Origin of the sequence: Prevotella sp. oral taxon 313 (assembly GCF_003043935.1) — a bacterium.
Lineage (GTDB): Bacteria > Bacteroidota > Bacteroidia > Bacteroidales > Bacteroidaceae > Prevotella > Prevotella jejuni.
In genome coordinates this window covers 702,367-719,566 of the sequence record NZ_PYXE01000001.1, presented here as the reverse complement: position 1 = coordinate 719,566, position 17,200 = coordinate 702,367, and the positions used below count along the sequence as shown (strand labels likewise).

Annotated in this window: 8 protein-coding genes; 4 read left to right on the top strand and 4 right to left on the bottom strand. The window is 47.8% G+C overall.

Annotation, left to right across the window (positions count from 1 at the left end; genetic code table 11):
• Nucleotides 1-12: 12 nt before the first annotated feature.
• From AXF23_RS02800 to AXF23_RS02785, 4 genes are all read left to right on the top strand, one after another.
• Entirely contained in the window at nt 13-2,319 is a 2,307-nt protein-coding gene (locus tag AXF23_RS02800; protein ID WP_233251226.1) for a GEVED domain-containing protein, read from the top strand.
• Nucleotides 2,320-3,539: 1,220 nt separating this feature from the next.
• The gene (locus tag AXF23_RS02795; protein ID WP_107624216.1) at nt 3,540-4,004 is read left to right on the top strand and encodes a hypothetical protein; all 465 of its coding nucleotides are present in this window, start codon (nt 3,540-3,542) and stop codon (nt 4,002-4,004) included.
• 10 nt (nt 4,005-4,014) lie between these two features.
• The gene (locus tag AXF23_RS15800; protein WP_146156728.1) at nt 4,015-4,317 is read left to right on the top strand and encodes a hypothetical protein; all 303 of its coding nucleotides are present in this window, start codon (nt 4,015-4,017) and stop codon (nt 4,315-4,317) included.
• Between the two features lie 1,200 nt (nt 4,318-5,517).
• Nucleotides 5,518-7,065, top strand: a complete 1,548-nt coding sequence (locus AXF23_RS02785) for a sulfatase family protein (protein WP_009010390.1) — start codon at nt 5,518-5,520, stop codon at nt 7,063-7,065.
• A gap of 1,535 nt (nt 7,066-8,600) precedes the next feature.
• Here AXF23_RS02785 and AXF23_RS02780 read toward each other — a convergent pair.
• The 4 genes from AXF23_RS02780 to AXF23_RS02755 form a co-directional block, all read right to left on the bottom strand.
• On the bottom strand, nt 8,601-10,988 hold the full coding sequence (locus tag AXF23_RS02780; RefSeq protein ID WP_107624215.1) for a TonB-dependent receptor: 2,388 nt from the start codon (nt 10,986-10,988) through the stop codon (nt 8,601-8,603).
• 176 nt (nt 10,989-11,164) lie between these two features.
• A complete protein-coding gene (locus AXF23_RS02775; protein ID WP_009010387.1) occupies nt 11,165-12,037 on the bottom strand; it encodes a sigma-70 family RNA polymerase sigma factor in 873 nt (290 codons plus the stop codon).
• 1,576 nt (nt 12,038-13,613) lie between these two features.
• Complete coding sequence (locus tag AXF23_RS02760; RefSeq protein WP_146156727.1) at nt 13,614-14,126, bottom strand: hypothetical protein; 513 nt, start codon at nt 14,124-14,126, stop codon at nt 13,614-13,616.
• A gap of 509 nt (nt 14,127-14,635) precedes the next feature.
• Nucleotides 14,636-17,140: a YfhO family protein gene (locus AXF23_RS02755; protein WP_107624213.1), complete on the bottom strand. Its 2,505-nt coding sequence runs from the start codon at nt 17,138-17,140 to the stop codon at nt 14,636-14,638.
• Nucleotides 17,141-17,200 lie beyond the last annotated feature (60 nt).

Here is a 17,200-nt window from a genome sequence, read left to right as displayed (position 1 = left end):
ATGAGAAACAGTATGAAAAAGAATATATTAGCAGCTTGTGGCCTATTGTTCTGCAGCTCATTACTTCACGCACAGACCACAGATGAGGTTAGAATAGACTTCGAGAACCAAGACTATCAGGCTATTGGTGTCTACGACACATGGCTGAAGTCGCCTTTCCGTAGCCATGACGGACAGCCCGCAACACTGCAAGGTAACGTGCAGGTGGTGAGCAACATCGATAAAAACTATGATGATGTGTTGAAGTCAACACCGAACACTTCAGACAAGGTGTTGGGCTTCCAGCGTTCACGCTACGGTTCAAACACATTCGGTGCACGCATAGATCTAAAGCAGCCCTTCGCTTTGACCAAGGAAACTAAGTATGTTCATGTGATGATACATAAGCCGAAAGCGGGACGCACCATGCTCATCGGACTCGGAAAACGTACCGACCGGCCCGGTCAGAGTGCTGATACAGAGCAGTTCTGGGAGTTCTCTACAAAGGAGATTGAGCCTAACAAGTGGGTAGATGCGGTCTTCCCAGTCAAAGGGGCAGGTGGTATTGACATCCATAGTCTTGTAGTTGTAGTCGACTGTGAGGACTCCAACGGTCTTAAAGATGATTTCCTCGCTTATATCGATAATATTGTCGTGAACAACGAGGTCTTCACAACAACCAACCGTGAGGACTATCCGATGAATTATAACAAAGATCAGAAGTGCACACGAACTGATCGTGGACTCAAGGGTATCAGCCTCGGCAACCAAACCATAGCTGTCTATGGCGACATCTCGTCGTCTACTCCAGCCTACACCTACCTCAGCAAGCGGGCTTTCTGGGCCAAACCGGGCGAGACACTCACCCCGGCTGTTCAGTACAAGGGCATTTGGATGCACAGTTATGTATATGTTGACCTGAACAACAACGGGCGCTTTGAACCGAAGGTGGAGGCAGGACAGATTGTTCCTGACGCTGGTAACGAATTGATGGCCTACTCTTTCCTATCCGCATCTGACGAGAACAGCGGCTTTAACAGTGCCGGTACGGAGATTTCAGGCAATGGTCGTAACACGCTCGTCATGCCGGCCTTCACCCTTCCCGACAACCTTCAGCATGGTTTCTACCGCATGCGTTACAAGGTGGATTGGAACTCTTCGGATGCAGGAGGTAGTATCGAGACTAATAACCACATTATTAATAATGGCGGAGGAGCCATGGACATTCGCCTTAATGTGCATGGTGACAATGTGACGATTACCCAAGGGGCACTCAACGGAAAGGTTGTTGCGGCCGATGACACCGAACTCAACAACCTCAGCATACCATTCGGACAACCCTTCACCATCAAGATGAAGCCCGAACACGGGTTCAATTTCAATGGATTAAGGGTACGTCATGGCTACAACCTCACAGGCGACAGCCTCAGCCACGGCACCTACCAGTATGTTGATGAGCTCGTTCCACGTGAGCGTTTCAATGAAGATGGCACCTTCACCCTGCCTGCTGAGATGGTTGATGGCGATGTTTCGCTTGAAGGAATATTCATAGATGCGAAGACAACCTTAACCTACGAGGTTTATTTCAACAATGAGTTTGTATATTCAACAGTTGTCAATGGTGCCAAGACGGGGGCGGTGACGATTCCAGAAGGCCTCAACAGAGATTTCGTAGAACTATCTTCTGATACACAGACCGTTACCTCTCTCCCTGCCACCGTACGTATTAACGCCGTGTGGACGGGTCCGATGAAGGTTGCAACAGCTACTGATACGACTTGGTATAACCTAAAGGTTAGCTCACAGCCAAAGTGGGTCTCTTCACGAACCTACGCTCCGAATGTCTACTTCATAGACCAGTCTGACACTGACAAGGATGCTGCGCTCTGGGCATTGACAGGTGACCCTTACGGCGGATTCCACCTTATTAATAAGGCAGTAGGACCTACACACGTGCTTGCGTCGGCGTCTCCAAAGGGCTCGGGTAATGCTGGTGGCTTCACCTACGCTACCCTTGAGTCAGCAAGCGAACTTCCTACAGGCTACACAAGTGGCTGGTTCTTGAATGTTAGTCCTAATGATGAGGCAGGTTTCTACATCTGTAATCCAGAGGGCTACGGCCTCAACTATCGCGCTAATAACAACCTCGCTTATTGGACAGGGGGTAAGGATGGTGGCTCAACCTTCGTTCCTACAGAAGTTAAAAAGACTTCTACGGGTATTAGCGGTCTGACTCTTCAACAAGACGCCACTACCACTTACGACCTAACAGGCCGCTCTGTTGGCAAAAACCACAGAGGTATTGTCATCCGTAATGGTAAGAAGTTGCTCATTAAATAAGACAGAGTAAGAGGGGGACAGGGGTGGCCTGCCGACAAGATACGTGCTCAGACAGGGTATAGAAAGACAGAGTAACAGGAGAACAAGTACCCAGTTGATGAGTAGACGAGGTAACGAGTCGACAAAATATGTGCTCTGGCAGGATATTAGAAAGACAGAGTAACAGATGAACTAAGAAAGAGTAGAGTAACAGATGAGCGTGTTACTCTACTTTTTTTAGTACTCTATGTATATGAAACTATAGTATTTACACAAGTTATAAAACTCTTATTACGAAACAGAAAAACGTCTGCTTCTCACGGAGGAACACAGAAGAAAGGTATAAACCCCTCCCCCGTCCCCAACTGGCCCCTCCCCCGTCCCCTCCCCCGAAGGGAAGGGGCGTGATCACCGAGATACCCCTATAGAGTGGATATAGGCTTTTTGTTGTTCCTTATTCATATTTACAATGGCTGTAACGCTCTGTGAATTCTGTATGCCGGAGGCCTTCTGTGAGATCGAAACTGTGCGCCAAAAGGTTCTGTTACATCTGTGAGTTCTGTGAGAGAAAACCTTCTACAAAGTATGCAAGCAGGCCTATAGGGGTAACCTCACATATTACGCCCCTCCCTGCGGGGGAGGGGTTGGGGGAGGGGCCACTATCTTATGGGCTCGAAAAGACGATTGTCTATCTGCTACCGATGGTGAGAATGGGCACATAAACAGGCTGAACGATGTTGTTCATCAAGATCTACAGCCCTACTGTCGTACGCCTTCTTCCTGCGTTATCGGCTGATTTTAAGACGTTTATCTCGCCATTTCTTTTACTTTACAATGCCCCTCACGCTCCGAGCATCTTATTGACAAGCATACTGACGGCCGTCTCCGACCACCCATGACAGGAAATATTCGGTCCAAAGCAAGGCTATTGTCGAATTTTATTCGTACATTTGTCAAGTCGGTGCTCAGTCTGTTTCGCTTGTTTCCAACGCTTAACAAAGTGGATTTCACTATATGACAAGCCACCGAGCAGCCCCCTTTTGTACCGATTCTTCTATGTGTTCTCCATTCAGGTCAGTGAGGAATTAGGAGCTAAAAAAGACTTATCAATCTCAGAAACGATGCTGTTTTTATATAGATTACCACGAAAGTTTCTTTTCATTTCGTCGATACTTTGCACGCTCATTATCGCTTTTCTTGTTTGGAAAACGACAAGACCAACGTATGTATGCACGAACGGTATGGGTCCCGTAGTCGTCGATAGTTGGTTGGATAGGGGCTATAAGATTATCGGGAAATATAAGCTCTTAAATCCACAACCCCTCCCACTCACAGAGAACGACTGGCTGTTTATCCACAAGCAGCTCCCTGCATGGGTGCGTAAACACTACCCTAATTATCGGCACACGCCCACAATAAGCCAGCTGCCCATCGATTCCTTAAAGTCGAACACATCCTATCAATTCACCTTACTCCATGATGGCAAACTATTAGAAGAGGATGTCTACCTCCTTTCATTGCCTTCCCCTAACGTAGACCAACCGCTGAAGATTTACATCCCCAAGGCCTCTGTCGCTGACGAAAAGCAACTTACGAAGGACGGCAGATTGGTCAGCAAACCCGTCTTAGTCTATCCCTTCTTAACGGAAGCATGGGAGAGAAATATCAACGAAACAAAGCCCTATGGTATAGGCGACATGTGGTAGAGCACAATATATGGCCTTGATAGCCAACGAGTCCTATCCTCACTTGTCCCCTACCCTGCCCCATCTTGTCACTACGCCCACATCAACTTGTCACTACGCCAGCACCTACTTGCCACTACACCCAATCCAACCTATCACTTTTTCAGCACCTATCTGTCACTACTCTCAACTCAACCTATCACGACTTCAGCACCTACCTGTCACTACACCCAACCCAACCTATCACGACTTCAGCACCTATCTGTCACTACTCTCAACTCAACCTGCTACTACGCAAGCACCTACCTGTCACTACGCAAGTCCAAACTTGTAAACATCTTTCGCATTCCTTCTTTCCAGCACATGCTTTTCAAGCTTCAAGACCATGCCTTTCTACGTTCGAGAACATGCTCTTCTTGCCTATAGAACACGCCCTTCTTGCCCCTTGAAGAGGCCCTTCTCCAACGCACCTCATAACCTTCTGATTTCATGTAGTTTACGAACATCATAGCAGAAGATATTATTCCTCCTTATTAAGGGAGTTAGAAGCCAATTAATGTAATGTTTTTTTATTGGCTCATTGCATATCATCTTTCAAAGACTTAACCTCCTCCGATAGCAGTAATGTTCTGTGTTCTCTGTGAGAGAAGGTACTCCCCAGCGAATCTCATAGGCCTTATCTCATCGAGAGGGTGCGTTCTCTTTCTCACAGAGAACACAGAAGAACAGAATACACAGGTCTCCACAGAGACATTAAGTCAACCGATTTCACAGAACCTTACAGCCGTCTTTGGCAGTAACGTTCTGTGAATTCTGTATGCCGGAGGCCTTCTGTGGAGTCGAAACAGTGCGCAAAAAGGTTCTGTTAAATCTGTGAGTTCTGTGAGAGAAAAAACTCCCCACCGAGTTGTTTGTGTGTCATCTCATAGAGTGGGTGCGTTCTATTTCTCACAGAATAACACAGATGAACAGAACACACAGCATTCAAAGCAAGTAGTGGCCCCTCCCCCGTCCCCTCCCCCGAAGGGAAGGGGAGTGATCACCGAGATACCCCTATAAGAAGGATGTAGGCTACTTGTTGTCCCTTATTCGTGCCAACATTAGCAGTAACGCTCTGTGAACTCTGTATGCCGGAGGCCTTCTGTGGGCTCGAAATGTGCGCCAAAAAGCTCCGTGAACTCTGTGCGCTCTGTGAGAGAAAAACCTCACCAGCGTGAGAGAAAGACCTCACCACGCCCCATGCAAGCAGGCCAGTAGGGGTAACCTCACATACTACGCCCCTCCCTGCGGGGGAGGGGTTGGGGGAGGGGCCAGCTGGGGAAAAGAGCAAGGCCAGCTGGGGTCAGTGTTAGGCCACCACTTCCCTCTCATCATGAATAAAACCTCCTTTCTCTTTGTACACTATAAAAAAAGTGTTATATTTGCACCAGTAAACCTAAATCAAAGCATTTATGTCTAAATCTACTACTGTCTTCTTGGGTGTAAGGAAGCATGCGTTATACCGCTACAAGTAGAGATAAACAACTTTATATATATGCAAACAAAAGTATTATATGGCTTGACAGGGGCACTGGCAATGGGTGCGGTCGTTCCTGCGCAGGCACAGAAGAAACCGATGAACATCGTTTTCATTATGAGCGATGACCATTCGTATCAGACGATCAGTGCGTATGACAAACGGTTTATCAGTACTCCTAACATCGATTGGCTGGCTGATAACGGTGTGAAGTTCCAAGAGAGTTTCGTCGCAAACTCGCTTAGTGGGCCTTCACGTGCTTGTATGCTCACTGGTAAACACAGCCATGCTAATGGCTTCACCGACAACACCAAGACCTTTGATGGTAGTCAGCAGACCTTCCCAAAGCTGCTTCAGAAGCAGGGCTACCAGACTGCCATGATTGGAAAATGGCATCTCACCTCACTCCCAACAGGCTTTAATTACTGGGACATCCTCATCGGACAGGGCGACTACTACAACCCTGACTTCCTTAGCAATGGGAAGAGAATACGCCGTTCGGGCTATGTCACGAATATTATTGCAGACATGGCGATAGACTGGATGGAGCATAAACGCGATAAGACAAAGCCTTTCTGTCTGCTAATGCACAATAAAGCGCCTCATAGAGTATGGAATCCTGACACTTGCGACTTGCGTCTTTATGACGACGTGACCTATCCGTTGCCTAAAACCTTCTATGATGACTATGCTGGAAGACTTGCTGCTCAGAAGCAGAAGATGAGCATCATCAAGGATATGGACCTTGTCTACGATAATAAGATGGCCGATAAAGAGAACGAGATCCATACTACTACAGGACTTGAACCATGGGGACGTGCGAACTACAACCGCATGTCGCCTTCACAACGTGCACAGTGGGATAGCTATTACGACCCTATCATCAAGAAGTTTAAGGAGGATAAACTCTCTGGTAAGGCACTGGCTGAATGGAAGTATCAACGCTATATGCACGACTACATGCGAGTAATTCATTCTGTCGACCGTAACGTTGGACGTGTCATTGAATACCTCCGTGAACATAACTTACTGGACAATACAATGATCGTCTACACCTCTGATCAGGGGTTCTACATGGGCGAACATGGATGGTTCGACAAGCGTTTTATGTATGAGGAGTCGTTCCGCACGCCGCTATTGATCTACTTCCCTGGGGGTAAGCATGGCGTTATCAACGAGATGGTACAGAACATCGATTATGCTCCAACATTCCTCGATGTGGCTGGCGCAAAGATACCTTCCGATATACAGGGGCGTTCGTTCCTACCTCTGTTAGAGGGTAAGAAGCCATCAGACTGGCGCAAGTCGCTCTATTATCACTACTACGAATACCCTGCCGAGCACTCTGTTTGCCGCCACTATGGTATTCGTACGAAGCGATACACGCTCATTCATTTCTACAACGATATCGACTCTTGGGAGCTATACGACCTAAAGAAAGACCCTGAACAGATGCATAATATCTACGGGAAACCTGGTACGGAGAAGCTAACAAAGAACTTGAAGAAGCAACTCCTGCAGCTTCAGGTGCAGTATAATGACCCTATTCGCAATAAGGGACTATAAGGCTTGAACGCTAACGCTACTGAGATACCCCTACAAAGAGATTGACTTACGGTGCACTGTATGTGTGTGTAAGTGCTCTTGTAGGGGTTTCTTTGTGTCTTTTCATTCCCTCTACACGAGGATAGGACTGGGGGAACGGCCTGTGTGGGGACTCTTCTTCCATGAAAATCGCAAGGTTCTGTTACTATGAAATATCTTTACAGACACGTTAACCGAACCACTTAGAAAAGCTCTTCATATCCGTTTATCTGACTATCGTAACCTACTTACTATCAAAGACTTGAACACGTGTCTCCAAGAAGGGCATGTTCAAGGGGCAAGAAGGGCGTCTTCAAGGGGCAAGAAAGGCATGTTCTGCATGCTTGAAAGGCCTTGTCTTGGACAGAGTAAAGGCCCCTGTGGAAAGGACAGGTAAACATTCTTTACACGACAGGAAGGGGAGACAGGGTAAAAGGGGGACAGAGTAACAAAGGAACGAGGGATAGTAACAGAGGATGAGGAGAGGAGAGACAGGGTAAGAGAAGACAGAGTAACAAAGGAACAGGGGGTAGTAACAGGGGATGAGGAGAGGAGAGACAGGGTATGAGGAGACAGAGTAACAAAGGAACAGGGGATAGTAACAGGGGAAGAGGAGACAGGGTAACATGAGGACGGGGGGTAGTAACAGAGGGTGAAAGGGATGGGAAATAAAGTAGAGGGGGATTGGAGTGTGTAATGTAGATGAAGGAGAATAACAGAGAGAAGGGAGAAAACAAAAGGAGGGGGTGGGGTTTTGGTGGGATTAGTCAACTCATATCGTGGATTGAATCGCTGTGTTTTGTTCGTTAATCAGGTCTTAAAAGGATGAAGAAAATATAAGGATAATAAGCTGCCCATACCCTACTGTACGCAGAGAAAGCATGAGAACAATAAGACAGATTACTTTTGTAGAATATACTGAAAACTAAAACGTTACGAAGACAATAAGAGTATCTTAGTAACTAAAGGCTAAAACATTTCTCAAACCGTGAGACTCTCTCAATAACAAAAGGCTGAAACGCTTCATAGACTATGATAGTATATCGGTAACAAAAGGCTGAAACGTTACTCAGACTATGAGAGTATCTCAATAACAAAAGGCTGAAACGTTGCGTAGAGTATGGGGTTTTATCAATAACAAAAGGCTGAAACGTTGTGCAGACTATGAGAGTATCTCAATAACAAAAGGCTGAAACGTTTCGCAGACCATGAGACTCTCTCAATAACAAAAGGCTGAAACGTTGCACAGACCATGAGATTTTCTCAATAACAAAAGGCTGAAACGTTTTGCAGACTATGAGGCTCTCTCAATAACATAAGGCTGAGACGTTGCGCAGACCATGAGATTTTCTCAATAACAAAAGGCTAAAACGTTGCGCAAACTATGAGAGTATATCAATAACAAAAGGCCGAAGCGTTTTGCAGACTATGGGGGTATCTCGGTAATCACGCCCCTCCCTTTGGGGGAGGGGACGGGGGAGGGGCCGACACCTGGTGCTGTTTTGCTTCCTTCTCCCCTAAAACTCCACAGTGACCCTACCGTTTATTTGTCGGCCAGTGAGGTAGTTTGGCACTGCATACTGCTGTCCGGCGATGTCGGTAACCCAGTAGTATGAGTTGACGTTGTTTATCCCGAAGAGGTTTAAACAGTCTATTCCAAGCCAGATGTTCTTAAAGACTGTATTGCTGCGACCGTCATGGTTGTCTAATAGTCGGTAGCTCATACCGATGTCGGCACGCTTATAAGCGGGTGCACGGAAGGTGTTGTTCTCCAGTTCCTTGTGTGGTGCAGAGAACGGCAGACCGTCGGCATAGGCCAATTTGAGCGACATACGCCATCGTGTAGTCCCTGGGAAGAAGTCTGTAAAGTATAGGTTTAGCGCATAGCGTTGGTCGGTTGGGAGTGGAATACGCTTACCATTCAATTTCATACTCGTGTTCATCACGCTAAGTGTCAGCCATGAGTCAGCCCCCGGAACAAACTCACCAAAGAGCTTGAGGTCGAGACCTGTGGCATGACCCGAGGCTGTGTTCTCACCGTAATAAGTCACCTTCACATTGTCGACCGAGTAAGGGACGAGCCGTGAGAGCGCCTTGTAATAAGCCTCAGCAGTGAACTTAAACGGCCGCCCCATCATCTCGAAGCGATAAGTCATGCCTGCCAACGCATGGATAGACTGCTGTGCTCGTATCTTCTGGTTCAGTGTTGCGTAGGTGACACCATTGACGATTGACGTGTCGCGGAGCTCCTTATAGAACGGAGCCTGGTAGTAGATGCCCCCAGCAAGACGGAAACTTAGGTTGCGGTTCCTGCCCGGTGTGATCGTCAACGAGGCTCGAGGAGAGAACAGACTCTCCCCATTAAAGTCCCAATGGGCAAAGCGTACGCCATAGTTCAGCGTGAACAACGTCGGAACAGAGTCACGTGTTTGGAAGTTCCACGTGTCTTGTAAGTAGCTTTCGAAGCGTTTCGCATTCAGTTCGTTACGAGCCCGAAGCGAATAGATCATCTTTAAGTCGCGCCCAGTATGCGGTACGTTATACCCTGCCGAGTCACGGTATTCATATTCAGCCGAGTTCTCCTTGATGCGTTCGAGCTTATAAGTCACAGCCCCTTCGAGCCTGTGTTTACCCATGCGGTGCTGCATCATCAGTTTCAAACTGCGCACATTCGCATTAAGATAGTCGCGGGAATGCTGCATATACGTACCCACCCCGAGGTTCTCAGACGTCTCCGTCTGTGTGAGCCAGTACTGTCCTTGGATGTCATAACGCTCCTGCTCCTTCGTTGTGAAGGCCGAAGCGAGGAGAGAAAGGTCGGTGTGAGCACTCAAATGGCGTGTGATCGCCAACGAACCAAAGAAGGTTCTGAAGAGGTCTCGTTCCTTTCCATCGAAGTAGACACGGAACTTCTTGACGTTCTGAAGCGTTCCAAAGTTCGTTTCTCGGTCTTCTGGCTCAAAGTCATAACGGTTTTCTGATATATTACCGATAAAGTCCACCTGCCAACGCTTGTTGGGTTTCCATGAGAGATATGTCTGGTAATCGAGGAACGACGGCCGATATTCGCCCTTTGTCTGTAGTGATCCAAGGAGATAACGATTAGTTTTATAACGCACACCATTGGTCCACGTCAACTTCTTCGCAGCCAGTCCGAGGTAGGCCGAAGCCCCTAAGAGAGAGGCCGAAACCGTTGCCTCGGTCCTCTTCGGCCGTTTATAAGTGATGTCTAAAGCCGAACTCATCTTGTCACCATACTTTGCTTCGAAGCCACCCGTTGAGAATCCGATACTCTCAACCATGTCGGGATTGATGATGGAGAGTCCCTCCTGCTGTCCACTTCGCACTAAGAAAGGGCGGAACACCTCTATGTTATTGATATAGACAGAGTTCTCGTCGAATGTTCCTCCACGCACGTTATACTGCGAGGAGAGTTCAGAGTGGGTCGAAACACCCGCCTGTGTCTGTACTAACTCTTCGACAGCGTTGCCTGAAGTAGAGGGTCCTTGCTTCGTCTTCTGAACGTCTAACTCCTCCGTCGTACCGTGCTGCTTGGTCTTTCCTTGCACTACCACCTCTTGCAGTTCGTTGTCGTCAGCAAGCTGAACGAGCATTGTCTGCTTCCCTTTTGGGCGCACGAGAATCCTCGTCTTAGTCCTGTATCCAATCATAGAAAAGCGCACCTTCACAGAGTCTTCACTCTGTAGTTGCATATTGAACTCACCTTTCAGGTTGGTCATCGACAGTTTTCCTTGCGTAACAACCATCACTGAAGCTAACTCGATAGGGTTCCCGTCCTTGTCAGAAACCTTCCCTTGTAGCGTAAATGATTGTGCAACTGCTATCTGAGCAGCCACGATGAACAAAAGTAGTAATATGTATTTCTGAATGTCCTTACGTTTCATACCTTATATAACGATGGTGTTTTGGTTTTATTGTCCTACTCAGTCGCTTAGAAGAGAAAGACTTATTGCAAAGCTCCCTTCGCCCCTCACGATTCTTCATCAGCCTAAACAAAAAAAGTGGATGCGCCCTATTCGACACATCCACATCTATCATTAATGTTTTGTTGTAGCCTTTCTTAGCCCAAGTACTTCATGAGTACGCGAGCATTACCGCTCTCACGAATCTTCTCGATAGCCTTCTCACGAATCTGGCGAACACGCTCACGGGTAAGACCCATCTCTGTTCCAATCTCTTCCAGACCCTTCTCTTGACAGCCAATACCGAAGCACTCGGTGACAATCTTTATCTCTCTATCCTTAAGAGTGTTCTGTAGAACGGCCCGAAGGTCGTCTGACATAGACTCGAAATCGACGCTGCGGTCGGTGCGAGAGTCGTCACCTGACGAGAGCATATCACTCATTGAGTTATCGTCATCATCACTGAAAGGAGCGTCGATACTCATGTGGTGGTTGTCAGCACTTTGACTTTGACGGATGCGAGCCTCGTCGATACCAGTCAACTCAGCCAACTCGTGGATAGAAGGACGACGGTTGTGTTGCTGCACAAACTCGTTCGTCACCTGATTAATCTTAGATATAGCACCCACCTGATTGAGCGGTAGTCGCACAATACGGCTCTGCTCAGCGATAGCTTGCAGAATACTTTGACGGATCCACCAGACAGCATACGAGATAAACTTAAAGCCACGAGTCTCATCGAACTTCTCGGCCGCTTTAACCAAACCAATGTTTCCCTCGTCGATAAGGTCGGTCAGGGAGAGACCTTGGTGTTGGTATTGTTTAGCCACAGAGACGACGAAACGGAGGTTAGCCTTAATCAGTTTCTCCTTCGCGCGTTCGCCTTTTCGGCCGCCCTTATGGATTTCCTGTGCCAGTTCAATCTCCTCGTCAACGGTAATCATCGGCTCACGTCCGATCTCAACAAGGTACTTATCGAGTGCCTCACTGGAACGGTTAGTGATACTTTTTGAAATCTTAAGTTGTCTCATGAATGGTTTACTATTTCCTCCTAAAACTATAGCTATATTCCGTTATCCTAAGTTGATACGGCTTGCAAAGGTACATATAAAAATGTGAATAGCCAAATCTCTGTGCGTTTAGTTGTGCTTTTTTATGCTTTTTTATATGTTTCAAGGAGAGAGGAGGGCTACGAGGCAGTTCCTCGTAGAACTGAACAGCAGGCGACGAGAGTAGGGACAGCAGGGGTCGGAGGCTACGAGGCAGTGCCTCGTAGAACTGAACAGCTGGGGAGGGAGGAGGGGTCATCACCAGCAGGTGTGCTAATTATGCGAGCAGGAAATGTAATTTTTTTTCGCTAACCAATCCCTTCTACAATCGAAAGGGAGCCGAGTTTGATACAAGAAGAGGCCCTTCTCCGTTCAAGAACATGCCTTTCAACGTTCAAGAAGGGCGTCTTCTTCATGCAAGAAGGGCATGTCCTCAAACGCAACACATAACTTTCTGATTTCTTGAAGGTTATAAAAATCGATACTATGGACCTTATTGCCCTCACGTGAGGGAGTTTAGCTTAGTTGGCTGTAATGATTATTTACCATCTTATTAACTCTCCTCTTTCACATACATCACCCCAAAGAAAGCAGTAACGCTCTGTGAACTCTGTATGCCGAAGGCCTTCTGAAGCCTCACCCCCCAGCCCCTCTCCGAATGGAGAGGGGAGTAATCACCGAGATACCCCTATATGTCCTCCAGATGTTTAGCGGCCCATCTGCTATCAGTAGCAGGCCAAAAGGGGTAACCTCACATACTACTCCCCTCTCCATTCGGAGAGGGGCTGGGGGTGAGGCCTCTGTGTTCTCTGTATGCCGGAGGCGTTCTGTGGACTCGAAACTGTGCGCAAAATTGCTCAGTGAACTCTGTGCGCTCTGTGAGAGAAAAAACTCACCAGCGTGAGAGATAAAACTCCCCAGCGAGTTGTTTATGTGTTGTATCATACAGTGGGTGCATTCTATTTCTCACAGAAAAACACAGATGAACAGAACACACAAAGTTTCACAGAGACATTAAGTCAACCGATTTCACAGAACCTTACAGCCACCTTTAGCAGTAACGCTCTGTGAACTCTGTATGCCGAAGGCCTTCTGTGGGCTCGAAACTGTGCGCAAAATTGCTCAGTGAACTCTGTGCGCTCTGTGAGAGAAAAAACTCACCAGCGTGAGAGATAAAACTCCCCAGCGAGTTGTTTATGTGTTGTATCATACAGTGGGTGCATTCTATTTCTCACAGAAAAACACAGATGAACAGAACACACAAAGTTTCACAGAGACATTAAGTCAACCGATTTCACAGAACCTTACAGCCACCTTTAGCAGTAACGCTCTGTGAACTCTGTATGCCGAAGGCCTTCTGTGGGCTCGAAACTGTGCGCAAAATTGCTCAGTGAACTCTGTGCGCTCTGTGAGAGAAAAAACTCACCAGCGTGAGAGAAAAACCTCACCACGCCCCATGCAAGCAGCCCAATAGGGGTAACCTCACATTTCACTCCCCTCCCTACGGGGGAGGGGCCGGGGGAGGGGCCGCTACAATCTACGCCTGTTTCCACCCCTTTTACAACACCACCTTATCCGCTGCTTTCTTCAACGTAGCCAAGAAGTGCACAGCCTCCTCGTGTTGATTTTCGTGGAAGACATTGTTTTCGCCCACTTTGAGGACGATGTCGTTACCCTCTTCCCGCTGTATATGTAGTCGTCCACGGCGGTCGAGAACTATCGCTTTCACGTCGTCCATGAGCAGATGTTCCATGTCCTTCGCATGGTGATCATTATGTCGGATGTTATAGAAAGGCGGGATAGCCAAGGCATGGATAGGTACGAGATGCAGTTCATGGCTGTTATAGACCACGAGCACAGGCACATGACGACTAATGATGTTATAGTCGACACGTGTTGACAGGTATCGTTTATCCCGTATGTCAATCTCTGGATAGTCCTTTTCGATAAAGCGCATTGCCGCAGCAGCATACCGTCCCCTACTCTTTCTACCCACATAACGTGCGTAGAGCACTATTAGACAAATGATAATAATCGCCACAACAGGGATCAGAAACATATATGTATCCATAATCATAAATGTGTTTATTTTATTAATAGGCGTACTACTTATTGCAATCCCCACAAGGACACCATAGTACGCCTTATCTATTTATTATCCTGACTCATCGTCACTCCTCTCCAAGAAGCAAACTCATTATAGTGGACGCGACAGCCGATACAACCCACAACAGGCCCCAGCAACATGCGTCCACCTTATTATATATACAGCCCCAGACCCACATCAGTTCACTACCCGACCGTAAGCTGAAAGCCTATACCTTATTATATATATAGCCCCAGACCCACATCAGTTCACTATCTGAACATGATTTGCAGGCCTATACCTTATTATATATACAACCCCAGACCCTTTGCTTGTGCCATCACGACACCAATCTACGCTCATCCCATCGCCGACCACCGTTCACCCCCACCCCTTCCAATCCTTAAGAGGACCTAAGGGGTATCTCGGTGATCACTCCCCTCCCTACGGGGGAGGGGTTGGGGGAGGGGCCACCCCCTTGGCTGTTGGGGTTGCTATTTCCCCCTCTTCTTCCACTCTACATACCCAGCGCCAGCGATGGCGAGGAGCAAGATCACGATAGCGATATAGGCGATGGTCTCAGTGGTAGAGATACTTGTTGGGTGGAAATCGAGCACCACAGTGTGTTTACCCGGCTTCACACTCACAGCACGGAGGATATAGTTTACACGGCCAATCTCGGCAGGCTGACCATCGATAGTTGCCTTCCAACCAGGGTAGTAGACCTCAGAGAAGACTACCACACCGCCGTTGCGTGACGAAACAGTGTACTGCAGGTTGTTTGGTTCATACTTATCAAGCTTAACGAAGGCCGTTGAGTCGTTCGCCTTCGCCTGTCCTAACGCTGCTTCAAACTTCTTATCAGCAACCGCTTCATGCCGTACATCGATCTTACCAACCGCTGCATACTCCGCATTAGCATCGTCGACAAAGGTTAGTTTATCGACAAACCAGCCGTTACCCTGTGCGTATGGGTTCAGTAGAGGTGCTGTTTGACCACCCTGCAAAGGTAAGATAAAGTACTTCGTATTCAACATATTCAGCACAGGGAAGGTCTTCACACCATCCACCGCACGCATGTTACCGCCCGTAGCAGCAATGGCCTGCATCGCCTTCTGCATCTCCGGAGCGATGTAAGCATCGATCATCTCTTGATAACGACGGAGCTTAGCAGGGTGATAACCACCGATACTCTTGTGGAAGTAAGAGGTCTCGTTCTCGTTAAAAGTATTCGAAGCGAAATTCAATACACGATAGTCAAGGCTCTTATCCTTATTTATCTCCGTGTCAGCAGCCGTTGGCTGTTGTGGCATATCACGTTCGCTCTTCGGTACAAACATCTCGTCATTGAGGTAGCGCTTGTCCACCTGCCACATATCCACAAGACAAAGCACTAACAAAGCAGCCACCATATAGTCGGCACGGAGATTCTTCATCTTATAAACGAAGAGTAGGGCAAAGCCGATAAGGATGATGACAACCGAACGCCAAGCGTCAGCGCTGACCATAGCCGCACGCATCGTTGAGATGTTAGAAAGGATAGTACCAGCCGTGTTAGCGTCCATTCCCTGCACACTACCAAGCATTTGGCGTTCCTGATCGCTCACAAACGGACCCATCATATCGGGGAACAAAGCCACTAAGAAGGCCACACCAGCTGTCAGAGCAAGGCTGATATAAGCATACTTCATCTTCTTTCCCAAGAGGTCGGGCTCGTCCACGAGGCGTTTCAACGTCAGGGCAGCCAAGAGAGGGATAGTAAATTCGGCAATGACAAGGATACTCGCCACCGTTCGGAACTTTGCATACATCGGTATATAGTCGAGGAAGAAGTTCGTGAAGCCCATGAAGTTATGTCCCCATGAGAGTAGGATAGACAGTACGGTGGCTGCCACAAGGGCCCATTTCGTAGCCCCCTTCACCAAGAAGAGGCCTAAGATGAAGAGGAAGAGGACGAACGCACCGACATAGACAGGGCCGCTCGTACCCGGTTGTGTACCAAAGTATTGTGGGAAAGCATCGTAGATTTGCGGTATCATCGACTGCACCTGTGGGTCAGCCTTAGCCATTGCCGTCTCGCTCTTACTAAGAGGAACACTCGCACCGCCCTTTGCGTCGGGCACAAGTAAGGTCATTGTCTCATCAATACCGTAGCTCCATTGCGTGATATAGTCACGGTCTAAGCCCGAACTCGTCTGGTTGGCTCCATCGGCTTTCAGCAACTCGCTCTTGCCACGCATACTCTCTTTCTGATACTGCCAGGTGTGATAAAGGCTTGAGAGATTGATTAATACACCAATCAAAGCAGCCACTGCCAACACGCCCGTAGCCTTAAGGAAGCCCATAAGCTGCTTCTGTCGAACAGCTTGAACAAGGTAGGCAATGACCATAAAGAGTATGATGAACAGATAATAATAGGTCATCTGCACATGGTTAGCCTTCACCTCAAAGGCAGTGAAGATGGCTGTCACGATGAAACCAGACAGGTAACGCCCTCGATAAGCCAGTACTACACCCGCTATCATAGGCGGCAGATAGGCCAAAGCCATTACCTTCCAGAGGTGACCAGCAGCTATGATAATAAGGAAATAGGACGAGAAAGCCCACATGACGCTGCCCAATGCGGCCAGAGACTGGCGGAAATCGAAGGCTCTCAAGAGGATATAAAAGCCCAAGAGATAGACAAAGAGGAACCATACATTCTCTGGTAACCACAGGTGATAAGCATTCATCACCTGCGACAAGCCGTCGGTCGACTGGTAAGAAGGCGACATCTGATAGGTAGGCATACCGCCGAAGATAGAGTTTGTCCAGCGTGTTGTCTCCCCTGTACGGTTCTGATACTCTGTCAATTCCTGCGCCGAGCCGACACCAGCTGAGGCGTCATGGCGATAGAGAATCTTACCCTGAGTGACGGGAACAAAGAAGTATGCGAATGAGATGAGCGCAAACACCACCACTACCACTACATCGGGTAGATATCTTTTCCAAGTTTTCATTCTTATTTATTTTACTTTTGTCGGATGTACAAGATAATGTTTGCAAAGATACAAAAAACT